Raw genomic sequence first — 12417 nt, 5'->3', positions numbered from 1 at the left:
ATAAAGTGTAATTAATATACTGTATAGTCGAGTTCTTAAATAGTGTAACATGGAAGAAAATTATGATTTTGATTTTTCCGAAGATCCAAAATTTTCGGTTGAGAGATACGAAGAAATGATTCGTAATAAAGATCAGTATTTTTTTGATTCACAGGCGTTTGAGGGAATTATCGATTTTTATATTGAGAAAAACGACCCCATAAAGGCGCTTCAGGTCGTTGATTATGCTGTTAATCAACATCCCTACGCTGTCCCTTTTTTAATCAAGCAAGCTCAACTCTATATCTTGGTATCAAAGATAGATTTAGCATTTGATTCACTTCATAAGGCCGAAATGTTAGACCCATCCGAAGTAGATATTTATTTGATTCGTGGTGGAGTTTTGAGTACCCTTGAGCGATATGACGAGGCGATGGGCGAACTCAATCGGGCGATGGATATCGCAGAAAATCCGATCGAAGTACATTTGCAGATAGCGATGATGTTGCAAGGTAAAGGAGACTTTGAAGAGGCGATTGTCCATCTAAAAAAGAGTTTGGAGTGCGACATGGAGAATCAGGACGCTTTATACGAATTGGCATTCTGCTATGACGTTTTGGACAAACAGGCTGAGAGTATTAGTTTTTATCTGCAATATATTGATAATGACCCCTATTCATATGCTGCTTGGTATAACCTCGGAAATGCGTACCATAAATTGGAGCAATATGAAAAGGCAATTGATGCTTATGATTATGCGATTATTATCCGAGAAAACTTCGCTTCAGCTTATTTCAATAAAGGGAATGCGTTAGTCAATATAGGCAAATTCGAAGAGGCGATCGTTATCTACAAAGAAACTTTTGAATTCGAACCACCTAATGCGGATACATATTGTGCAATTGGTGAGTGCTATGAAAAGCTCGATCAAATGCAATTAGCTAGGTCATTTTACAAGAAAGCTGTAAAGCTAGATTCCAAGCTTGCTGACGCATGGTTCGGAATAGGAGTTACATTAGACTTTGAAACGCGTTATTTTGAGTCTCTTTATTATTATCGAAAAGCTTTGCATTTGGACGAGGCTAATCCCGACTATTGGTTTGCTATTGCAGATGCGCAGTATAAACTTAAGCAAATTGCCGAAGCAGAAATAGCCTATCAACATGTCGTCGAATTGAATCCAATAGACGTTGACGCATGGTTAGACTACTCATCTATTATATATGAACAACGCAAATTGGACGAAGCGATTGGCATTATTTCAGAGGCTATTAAGTGCAATCCCGACGCAGCAGAGTTGTATTACCGTATGGTTGCCTATATGTTTGCGGCCGGTAAGTATAACGATGCATTGAATTATTTGGATGTGGCGCTCAACTTGAATGTTGAAAAACACCATATATTATTTGAATATCTTCCTCAATTACAAGACAATAAGATCATTATCGAAATCATAAAAAAATACACTGAGCAATCATCGGGCTAATTAGTTGACTGATAATTCCTTCTATTCAATTTTTTTTTGGACATTTGCACTCCATGAATTTTCAACTTAACAATATACCTGACCGTAGCGATAAACCTAGGGAAAGAGGCATTACTATGGTAATGGACAAGGGTTTATCAATAAGACAAGTCGAAGATTTCTTGTCTGTTGCCGAACCTCATACCGACATTGTTAAATTAGGCTGGGCTACTTCTTACGTAACTCCGAATTTAGAGCAGAAGCTAGCGATTTATCGCGAAGCGAAGGTTCCTGTTTATTTTGGTGGTACATTATTCGAAGCATTTGCTATACGCAATCAATTTGATGATTACCGACGCATTCTCGACCAGTACAAACTTGAATACGCAGAGGTTTCAGATGGTTCGATCGATATCCCACATGAACAAAAATGTGAGTATATTCATCAATTAAGCAAGCAGGTAACCGTTATTTCTGAGGTAGGATCGAAAGACGAGGAAAAGATTATTGCACCTTACCGCTGGATAGAATTAATGGAGGCAGAAATTCAGGCAGGTTCTTGGAAGTTGATAGCAGAAGCGAGAGAAAGTGGCAGTGTTGGCATTTATAGAGAAAGTGGGGAGGTGCGGCAAGGCCTTATCGACGAAATTTTAACTCAGATACCTTACGAGAAAATAATTTTTGAAGCACCTCAAAAGGCACAACAGGTGTGGTTTATTAAACTTTTGGGCGCTAATGTTAATCTCGGTAACATTGCACCAGCCGAGGTAATCCCTCTGGAAACAATTCGATTGGGTCTGCGTGGTGACACGTTTAGCCATTATCTTAAATAATTTTTGATGAAGAAGTTTGGACTGATCGGTCATCCCCTAGGACACTCGTTTTCCAAGCAATATTACACGAAAAAGTTCAAAGAATTAGGTCTAGTTGACTATCAGTACGAACTTTATCCTATATCTAGGTTGAGCGAGTTCCCGCTTTTACTCAGGAATCAACCGGATCTGTGCGGTCTAAATGTAACAATTCCTCATAAAATTGGCATCCTCTATTATTTAGACTGGATTAGCCCAGAGGCCAAAATGGTTAACGCAGTCAACTGTATTAAAATTATAAATAAGAATCCGTTAGACGATCTATTTTCGGGTGAATGCTCTCTTGAACCTATACGGTTAAAAGGTTTTAACACGGATGTCTTTGGTTTTGAAGAATCTCTAAAGCCCCTTTTAAAAAAGCAGCATAACAAAGCGCTCATATTAGGGAATGGAGGAGCTGCTCGAGCCGTTATGTACGTGCTGAAAAAGCTGGACATAGACTATCAAGTCGTGTCGAGAAAGGCAACTCATTCACAATTATCATATGGCGATTTGTCTGATGCAATAATCCAGAAACATCCATTAATTATTAATACAACACCGGTTGGTACATATCCAGACGTACACAAGCATTTGGATTTGCCGTTTCATAGAATTGGAGAGCGTCATTTATTGTATGATTTGATTTATAACCCCCAAGAAACCGAGTTCCTGAAAAGAGGCCGAGAGAATGGTGCAACGGTTAAAAATGGTCAGGAAATGCTTGAGTTACAAGCCGAGAAAAATTGGGAAATTTGGCAGAGTTAGTTTCTTTTTAACTAAACGTTCATATTTATTGTATTTTTGTGATATGAGCATTCATATCAAAACTTTTGTTTGTAACCCTTATCAGGAAAATACATATGTGTTATATGATGAGACTGGATCAGGCGTGATTATCGACCCCGGAATGTATGATTCTGCAGAGGGAACGGAAGTTTTAACTTTTATTAAGGACAATAATATCCATTTAGAGTTACTTCTAAATACGCATTGCCATATAGATCACGTGTTGGGGAATAAGCTAATTTATGATACATACACGTTACTACCCAATTTTAATGAAAAGGAGATACCGTTGTATGCTGAAATTCAGAGCTATGCTCCACAAATGGGAATACGTTATGAGGTCTCCCCTATTTCTGAGACTTTCTTGCCAGAAAGTGGCAGTATTGAATTTGGGAATCATTCTCTCGAATTGATTTTTGCACCAGGGCACTCACCAGGGCACTCACCAGGGCACCTGTGTTTTTACAATAAAGATCAGGGTTTCCTAATCGGAGGAGATGTATTGTTTAAAGGAAGTATTGGAAGAACAGATTTACCGGGCGGTGATCACGATCAATTGATACAAAGTATTGTGAAAAACGTATATGTCTTACCAGACGAAACCATCGTTTATCCAGGGCATGGTCCAGCGACTACAGTGGGACAGGAAAAGAGAACCAACCCATTTGTTAGAGGATAATATGAATACTCCCCTATTTATTGCTAAGCGATATTTGTTCTCGAAAAAATCCGTAAATGCAATCAATATCATTTCGGGAATAAGCACTTTGGGTGTATTAATCGGGAGTGCAGCATTAATTATTATTTTATCGGTGTTCAATGGCTTCGAGCTTCTGATTCTGAATATGTATAGTAGCTTCACTCCTGAGATCCGAATTGAACCAAACGTGGGGAAATCTTTTGAATTGCCTGCTGACTTGGAAGAATATTTATCTCAACAAGAAGGTATTGCACATTATACAGAAGTGCTTCAGGAAAAAGTATTACTTCGATACGGACAAAATCAGTACATAGCTAATCTCAAAGGTGAGAATATGCGTGCCGTCCCTGAGGCAGTGGCTGACAGCCTATTATTCCAAGGCAAATTCGTACTAAAGGAAAAGGAGACAAACTATGCTGTTGTAGGTGCAGCAATACAAGCTTATTTAGGAATTAATTTAAAGAATGATCAAAAAGAGATATCGATCTATTCTCCGCGTAAAGGTGTGATTAACTCCTTGAATCCTGCTGAAGAATTTAATTTGCGATCTATTCCCCTAGCAGGAATCTTAATGGCGCAGCCTGTGTTCGACAACGTAATCATCGTTCCGCTTTCTTTTGCTAGAGATGTGTTAGATGAACCTGATCGAATGTCGGCAGTTGAGATATACGTAGACAAAGATGCGGACCCTCAGTACATAGAACGTTCCCTAATTCGACTTTTCGGTGATCAGTTTTTGATAAAAAATCGTGCCCAACAGAACCCCACACTCTACAAAGTGTTAAACTCTGAAAAGTGGGCGATATTCTTTATCCTTACGTTTGTTCTGATCATAGCGATTTTCAACATCATAGGCTCCCTAACAATGTTGGTGATAGATAAGAAAAGGGACATCGCTGTGCTAAAAAGTTTGGGTGCAAGTGATTCTTTTATCAAAAAGATATTCTTTAGTGAAGGTATGTTTATATCGTTATTGGGCTGTGTTGTGGGCATGATCTTAGGGCTTTCTTTTTGTCTTCTACAGCAGGAATACGGACTAATAAAAATGGACGAGGCTGCGTTAGTCACCAGTGTTTTCCCTATTTCAATTAAGGTCACAGATTTTATTTTGGTATTCGCTACCGTGACAACCGTCGCGTTCATTGCTTCTTATGTGTCTTCCCATTTGAGTGTCAAAGGGGAAGAAGCGCTTTCTTAAATTCATAACAGGTCGGTCAAGCGAAAATATTTTCTTGATAGGCAGGAATCACTTGCAAAGACCTTGCTTCTTCAAATAGTTTAGTTACAGCTTCACGACCCGACGTACCTAAACCAAGTGAATAATCATTTACATACAAGTTTATGTGTTTTGAAATCACCTCATCTTCCATTTCTTGTGAATGACTTTTTATAAAGTCGAGACTAGATTTTGGATTTTGGAAGGCAAATTCTATACTTTGATGAATTAGGTGATTTATCTTATACTGGATTTCAGGGTCAATACGCCTATTAACTACAATCCCACCCAAAGGGATTGGCAAATTTGTTTTTTGCTCCCAAAAATTTCCAAGATCTAGTACCTTATATAGCCCTTTTCTTTGATAAGTAAAACGAGATTCATGGATAATTAAACCTAAGTCGACTTTGTTATTCGAAACTGCATTCTCTATGTCTGAGAAGAGGTGGACCCTCTTCTGTTGCAACAATGGGAACGCCAGATTTAGGAGAAAATTAGCTGTCGTGTACGTTCCTGGTATCGCTACGGTCAGTTCTGGTGCGTGTTCAAGCACAAATTCCGGTGTACGGCTTTCGTCCGCAGTAATAAGCAACGGCCCCACTCCATGACCTAAAGCACTCCCTGAATCAAGAAGAGCGTAATTCTTCAAAGCGAATGCAAATGCATGAAAGCTCAGCTTTGTGATGTCAAGATGGTTGTCAAAAGTCATCTTGTTGAGAGTTTCAACGTCTTCGTACACTACATCGAAATCAAGACCGGCGGTGTCGATCTTTTTATGAATCAGTGCGTCAAAAATAAAGGTATCGTTGGGGCACGGCGAGAATCCTAATGTTAATGTCATCTATCAATTGTTTAAATAGTAAAGCTATAATCGTTGTCTTAGCCGTGAATGCTAATCATAGATGTCCTTCGTTAGATTAAGTAACCAATTATTCAAATTAGTAATCGCGAGGCGTACATCCCAGCTGTCTCGATTTCTGGTTTCCACGTAATTTGAGATTGATCTTACTTGCAAGACAGGTATATTTAGTGCATTGGCAACATAAAATACTGCGGCTCCTTCCATACTCTCTAGGTCTGCATCGACGCGGCTCGTGAATGTTTCTATACTTTTACTGTTCCCGTGTACTGTGTTTACGGTAACTCCCTTGAAGGATTCAAGTTTGCTTATAGAAGAATACCTTTCGAATGTCTCGGGCAACTTGTCAACGTACTGACTTTCCCCTAACCCAATATCTTCGAATGTTAAGAAATCATCCCCGTCTTCGGCTCCTAGTTCGCTAAACTGGTCTTTGTTAATTCGCACGACTGCTCCTAGCCTAATGTCTCTTCGAAAACTCCCTGCTATACCTACGTTAATGATTAGGTCATAAGTATAGGCTGCCGTTGCGAAATGTTGACCCAGTTTAAATGCAGTAGGGACCATGCCTGCCCCTGTGATTATAATATCAACTGGGAGCTTATCGTCCTTGATTTTGGAGTGATAAGCTGAAACTTCAAATTCGGTAGCAGCAACAATCAGTATCTTCATTATATAACTTATGGCGAATATACAATATAAGGCAGAATTTCTGAAAAATGGATAATCGCCGGCTATATTCGGTTCAATATAGTATCTTTGCACTATGATTCACATTACAAGAAGGGAACGTTTTTCTGCTGCCCATAAGCTGTATCGATCAGACTGGTCAATGGACAAGAACTTGGAAGTTTTTGGAAAGTGCTCTAACCCTAACTGGCATGGGCACAATTATGAATTGTTTGTCACAGTAAAAGGTGATATTAATCCAGAAACGGGGTTCTTAATTGATTTAAGGGTTTTAAAGGAGATTATCTTAGTAGAGGTAATAGACAAACTTGATCACAGGAACGTTAATATAGACGTAGATTTTATGCAGGGCAAGATGGCGTCAACCGAGGTAATGGCTGTCGAGATATTTAATATCTTGGCACCGAAGATACAAGAAGAAGGTGCTACACTCCATTCTATTAAGCTCTGTGAAACAGAGAATAATTTTATCGAATACTTTGGTAAATAAACGTAACACAGCTTAGACAACACAAAATGGATAAAACAGACAAAGAAATCATTGTTGAGCAAGCCGATACAGAGGGATATATGAAGATCGATCGATATAATGTCGATACGGTCAATAGAATTGCAGATCATTATGGGGATATTTTAGCTGCTTTAGGAGAAGATCCAAAACGCGAAGGTTTGCTGAAGACCCCCGAGAGAGTGGCTAAGTCTTTACAATTTTTAACCCACGGGTACGATATTAATCCCGCAGAAATACTTAAAGGTGCTATGTTCGCGGAAGAGTATAGTCAGATGGTTGTAGTCAAGGATATTGAAGTTTATTCTTTATGTGAGCATCATATGCTTCCCTTTTTTGGAAAAGCGCATATAGCTTACATTCCAAATGGACATATTGTTGGTTTAAGTAAAATTCCTCGTATTGTTGATGCCTTCGCGCGGCGTCTGCAGGTACAAGAAAGACTAACTAATGAAATCAGAGATTGTATTCATAATACATTGGCGCCGTTGGGCGTAGCTGTTGTTATGGAGTGTCGGCATCTATGTATGTCGATGCGTGGCGTGCAAAAACAGAATTCAGTCACCACAACATCGGCATTTACAGGCGAGTTTGCGAAGGAACGAACAAGGAACGAATTTTTAAGATTAATAACGGCAAGTTTAGATTAAACGAATTACTAGATTATGAAAGCAGCGTATCTTTTCCCCGGTCAGGGAGCTCAATTTGTTGGAATGGGTCAGGATGTTTATAATCATAGCATCCAGAGCAAGGACCTCTTTGAGCAAGCAAATGAAATTCTTGGGTTTCGAATTACCGACATCATGTTCAACGGAACGGATGAAGAGTTGAAACAAACAAAGGTTACTCAACCATCCATTTTTATACATTCTGTCATTTTGGCTAAGGCTCTAGGTGATTCGTTTAAGCCAGACATGGTTGCGGGACATTCACTGGGAGAGTTTTCTGCCTTGGTAAGCGCAGGTGTTTTAGATTTTGAGGCTGGTTTGAAATTGGTGGCTGCGAGAGCTAATGCTATGCAGAAGGCTTGTGAAATACAACCTTCGACAATGGCTGCAATATTAGGATTGGATGATTTTATCGTTGAAGATATTTGCCAGCGAGTAAGTGACGTGGTTGTGCCTGCTAACTATAACTGTCCGGGACAACTCGTGCTTTCCGGTAGCATTGCGGGTATCGACCGAGCATGTGAGCTTTTAGAGGAAGCCGGCGCACGACGGGTTTTAAAGTTAAACGTTGGTGGGGCTTTCCACTCGCCATTAATGGAATCGGCTCGTGTTGAATTGGAGAAGGCTATCGCTGCAACAACATTTAATACGCCGATATGTCCAATATATCAAAATGTAGATGCGAGACCATATATAGATGCAGACATAATCAAAAGCAACCTGATAGAACAACTTACTGGACCGGTTAAATGGTCTCAGATTCTGTCAGCAATGATTGAAGACGGTGCAACGAAATTTATTGAGGTGGGACCCGGAAATGTACTCCAAGGGCTAGTTAAAAAAGTAGACAGGAAAGCAGATACTTCTGCAGCGACATTATAAAAGCCACTCGATAGAATATTTATTAGCTCCGTAGATTTTTAGTTCTGTGGAGCTTTTTTTATTACTTTTATGTGAACTGATCTTACCTGAGTGAATAATATATTAAAGATACGAATTCTTCTTCTGCTGCTAACACTTTGTTTTGCGGGCACAGCAATAACGATAAACCTAACATATCAAGAGAAAGAGATACTGCTTATTGACGGAAATGAAGTTGAGGAAAACTTGCACAGGAAGGAGTCGGTTGTTGAGTCCTTGTTTGATGATCCAACATTCCTAGATCAATTGAGGTCAATTGAAGATGATTATCGATTGAAAGATTTTGTTATCAATGACTTAGGGGGCAAGCAGAATATCTATTTATATACCTATGCGAACAATGACTTAGTGTTCTGGGGCTCTGAGCAAATTGTCCCGAGGTCAGACGCAGGCATCCGTGAAGGCAGCAGCGTGATTTCATGGAACAATGGTTGGTATGAAGCACGTAAAAAAAGTTCCGGTGGATTCTCTGTACTTTGTTTGATTCCAATAAAGGCAAATTATGCGTTGTCCAACAGATATTTAGTGAACGAGTTTTCTGCCGATCTAATTACGAGCCCAAATTTGGATGTTGCTTCTTATAGCGACCGTTTTGTCTATAACTTGCGCAATAGCGACGGACAGTATTTGTTATCGTTGAAACTTAAGTCGAGTACCTTCAATACATTTTATTCCCGCTTAGAATTGATTATGTGGCTGCTCTTTGTCTTTACGGCCACTGTATTGATGACTTCAATATGCACGTGGATCGCAAAAAAAGGCTTTGTTAAACTTTCGATAGTTTTATTAGCGATATATCTCTTTGGGGTGCGTTATTTCGATCTAAAAACACAGTGGCTGGCCGAAAACTTTTATTCGGGGTTCTTTGATCCGAGAGTCTATGCTTCAAGTGAAATTCTGCCTTCATTAGGTTCTTTGGCTTTACACGTTATCGCTGCAACTTGGATAATATGTTATATTTACTATTGTCGGTTTGATCTAGGTCTTTTCAAAGATAGAGAGAAGACATCGCGATTGACTCAAATACTCGCTTTTTTGCTTTCCGGTGCGGTACTTTATTTTTGTTGCGAGGTCGCAGTTTACATTTTCGAAAGCCTCGTCGTAGACTCCAGTATAAGTTTTGAGGTAAATAATCTGTTAAATCTCAATATCTACAGCTGGTCGGGCATTATTCTACTTTGCTTAGTATTATTCTGTCTTTATCTTCTTCTCGAAGCTATCATATCAGTTATTAAGCGTTTGAAGATGACCCAAAAGGAGTTATTCCTTTTTTCTGCTATCACCGTATTGCTCTGTCTTTCCTTGAAATTAAGATTAGACGAATTAACGATATCCACATTTTTGTTCATAGCAATCGTTTTTCTGAAGAGCTGGACAGCTCATATCAATAATCGATTTAATCTCGCACTGTTTGTTGTGATTCTTTTTCTATTTGCTGGAATTGCGTCTTTAAAACAAAGCGTCTTTCAAAACATAAAAAATCAGAGCAAACAACTTATTGCATTACAAAAGCTGGAGTCTTCGGAAGACCCCGACGCAGTGCTGTTGTTTATGGAAATAGAAGAAGAAATCGTTAACGACGAGACATTAATCAACTATTTCCTATATAACCGGAAAGATCAACAACAATTAGCCAAAGAGCTCCGGAATGTATATTTGGGGGGCTACCTCACTAAATATGAATTCAACGGTTATGCTATCTCTGTCGATTCTGCATTAAACAACGCCGATGCAATTTCTAAGTTTACCTATTATAAAGATCGAGTTATTAGTGGTTCACGAAAGATCTCCAAGAATTTCTATCGTCTATCGCACAATATCGGGCATGTAAACTATTTCGCCCTGTTGCCTGTACGTCATGATGATGAAGTGATCGGTACTTATCTCATTGAGTTGAAAAATAAATCATTAGGGAGATATACGTCTTCGCTTGAACTATTGTTTGCGGGTAGCGTAGACAATCCTAATGAGTATGAAAATTATTCTTATGCATATTATAATCAAGACGTCTTAAGAACGCAACATGGAGCTTACAAGTATCCAATTTCAACTACCTTTTCGCCTCCCGAGGCAGGGAAATATATGCAATATACTTCGGAAGGATATAATCATATTTTTAATAGCCCCAATGGGAATGACCTTTTAATACTGAGCAGCCGAGCCCAAAGTGGTTGGCAGCAGTTGGCTTCTCTATCCTTTTTATTTTTAGTCTTTTTAGTTTTTTCTATTCTACTCTACACCGTCCAATGGGTTGTCTCTGTTTTAAGCGACTATGACTTTAGTCTTCGGAATTTTCGTTGGTCTGTAATGATATTACAGAACAGGGTTCTATATAGCACGCGTATCCAAGCCTTTGTTGTATTAGCCGTAGTGGGCACATTGGTTATCGTTGGTTTTATTTCATTCTTTAGTCTAAGCGGGCAATATAAGGATCGTCAAGAGAGCACAATGATCAGAAAAATATCTCAAGTAGCTAGAGGAATGGAAGCGCAATTTGCTGCTGGAAATCAAGGTATAGAATCGTTGGATGGAGAGCAGCAGTTTAGCGCTGCAGCAGAGATGAACGCGATAGAATTAAATCTATATGATCTAAACGGAGAAATTCTGTATAGTACTCAGCGTAAAATTTTTGACTTGGGACTTATATCAAGATATATAAATGCCAATGCATGGCTAAATATGCACGATTATAAACGTGAAGAGTTTGTTCATCACGAGAATATCGGCGAACTAGTCTTCTTAATAGCCTACACCCCTATTCGGAACGAGAAAAGCGAAATAATTGCCTATTTAGGCATGCCTTACTATTCGAATCAAAAAGACCTCGATCAACAAGTTGGGCTATTGCTCAACACGATTATTAACGTTTATGCTCTAGTTTTAGTGATATTAGGACTTTTCGCGGTTTTCGTTGCCAACAAGATAACTGCACCACTAACGATGGTCCAGAAGAGTCTTGCTAAAACTAATATTGGTAGAAAGAATGAGCCAATATTCTGGAAGCGTAATGATGAGATAGGGTCTCTTATTAAAGAGTATAATAATATGCTGGTTGCGTTAGATAACAGTGCCGATCAGATTATGAGATCAGAGCGTGAATCTGCTTGGAGAGAAATGGCAAAACAGGTGGCACATGAAATTAAAAATCCTTTAACTCCCTTAAGGCTCGGAGTACAATTATTAGAACGTTCTTGGAAGGAACAAGATCCGCGTTTTGATGAGAAATTCAATCGGTTTACGAAGTCTTTTATAGAGCAGATTGAAAGCCTAAACCGCATAGCTTCCGAATTCTCCAATTTCGCTAAAATGCCTGATACTAGACTAGATGATGTCAAAATCATCGATATGATAGAAAAATCAATTGATTTATATAGTGATAATCCGAGGATCAATATTGAGCTGGTCGTGCGAGAAGACCGTGAAGTTCTAGTACATGGAGATCAAGACCAATTACTTAGATCGTTCAATAATTTGATCAAGAACTCAATCGAGGCGGCGGCAGGAAAACCTCAGTGTAGAATTAGAATTATGGTAGAGATACAAAGGCCGGGTTATTTAACTATAACGTTTCAAGATTTTGGGAAAGGAATAGATGAGTTAGTTAGAGATAGAATATTCCAGCCTAACTTTACAACGAAGAGCTCTGGAACGGGACTGGGGTTAGCCTTCGTAAAGCAGGCTATTGAAACCATGAAAGGCACAATTACTTTTAAAACGAAGAAGGGCGTCGGTACAATATTTTATATTACAATGCCGATCAAGAATCGCTAA

At 39.0% G+C, this 12417-nt stretch carries 11 protein-coding genes; 9 read left to right on the top strand and 2 right to left on the bottom strand.

The features are described 5' to 3' along the window. Positions 1-49: 49 nt before the first annotated feature. The 5 genes from WKR92_RS06715 to WKR92_RS06695 are packed head-to-tail and all read left to right on the top strand — an operon-like array spanning position 50 to position 4982. Positions 50-1465 carry a tetratricopeptide repeat protein gene (locus WKR92_RS06715; RefSeq protein ID WP_375557051.1) on the top strand — a complete coding sequence of 472 codons (1416 nt, stop codon included), beginning with the start codon at positions 50-52 and terminating at the stop codon, positions 1463-1465. A 53-nt stretch (positions 1466-1518) separates the two neighbouring features. Beyond that, positions 1519-2277: a phosphosulfolactate synthase gene (locus tag WKR92_RS06710; RefSeq protein WP_375557050.1), complete on the top strand. Its 759-nt coding sequence runs from the start codon at positions 1519-1521 to the stop codon at positions 2275-2277. Positions 2278-2283: 6 nt separating this feature from the next. Continuing rightward, entirely contained in the window at positions 2284-3063 is a 780-nt protein-coding gene (locus WKR92_RS06705) for a shikimate dehydrogenase family protein (protein WP_375557049.1), read from the top strand. A gap of 43 nt (positions 3064-3106) precedes the next feature. After that, positions 3107-3763 carry an MBL fold metallo-hydrolase gene (locus WKR92_RS06700; protein ID WP_375557048.1) on the top strand — a complete coding sequence of 219 codons (657 nt, stop codon included), beginning with the start codon at positions 3107-3109 and terminating at the stop codon, positions 3761-3763. Next, entirely contained in the window at positions 3669-4982 is a 1314-nt protein-coding gene (locus tag WKR92_RS06695; protein ID WP_375557047.1) for an FtsX-like permease family protein, read from the top strand. Before WKR92_RS06700 ends, WKR92_RS06695 begins: the two co-directional genes overlap by 95 nt. A gap of 16 nt (positions 4983-4998) precedes the next feature. On the opposite strand, the gene WKR92_RS06690 is transcribed toward WKR92_RS06695, so the two are convergent. Then, the gene (locus WKR92_RS06690; RefSeq protein ID WP_375557046.1) at positions 4999-5841 is read right to left on the bottom strand and encodes a menaquinone biosynthesis family protein; all 843 of its coding nucleotides are present in this window, start codon (positions 5839-5841) and stop codon (positions 4999-5001) included. Positions 5842-5892: 51 nt separating this feature from the next. Continuing rightward, positions 5893-6531 carry a futalosine hydrolase gene (gene mqnB / locus WKR92_RS06685; RefSeq protein WP_375557045.1) on the bottom strand — a complete coding sequence of 213 codons (639 nt, stop codon included), beginning with the start codon at positions 6529-6531 and terminating at the stop codon, positions 5893-5895. Positions 6532-6625: 94 nt separating this feature from the next. Here mqnB and WKR92_RS06680 point away from each other — a divergent pair, with 94 nt between their 5' ends. The 4 genes from WKR92_RS06680 to WKR92_RS06665 all read left to right on the top strand — a co-directional run bounded on the left by WKR92_RS06680 (position 6626) and on the right by WKR92_RS06665 (position 12417). Then, positions 6626-7039 (top strand): 6-pyruvoyl trahydropterin synthase family protein, encoded by a 414-nt coding sequence (locus WKR92_RS06680; protein WP_375557044.1) that lies wholly within the window; start codon positions 6626-6628, stop codon positions 7037-7039. A gap of 26 nt (positions 7040-7065) precedes the next feature. Continuing rightward, positions 7066-7707: a GTP cyclohydrolase I FolE gene (folE, locus tag WKR92_RS06675; RefSeq protein ID WP_375557043.1), complete on the top strand. Its 642-nt coding sequence runs from the start codon at positions 7066-7068 to the stop codon at positions 7705-7707. Between the two features lie 15 nt (positions 7708-7722). Beyond that, complete coding sequence (gene fabD / locus WKR92_RS06670) at positions 7723-8607, top strand: ACP S-malonyltransferase (protein WP_375557042.1); 885 nt, start codon at positions 7723-7725, stop codon at positions 8605-8607. Positions 8608-8697: 90 nt separating this feature from the next. Continuing rightward, the gene (locus tag WKR92_RS06665) at positions 8698-12417 is read left to right on the top strand and encodes a sensor histidine kinase (RefSeq protein ID WP_375557041.1); all 3720 of its coding nucleotides are present in this window, start codon (positions 8698-8700) and stop codon (positions 12415-12417) included.

The sequence above is a fragment of the Albibacterium profundi genome, assembly GCF_042159835.1.
GTDB classification, from domain to species: Bacteria; Bacteroidota; Bacteroidia; order Sphingobacteriales; family Sphingobacteriaceae; genus Albibacterium; species Albibacterium profundi.
Note: the sequence above shows the minus strand (reverse complement) of the source record. Positions and strands in the feature narration are given on the sequence as shown.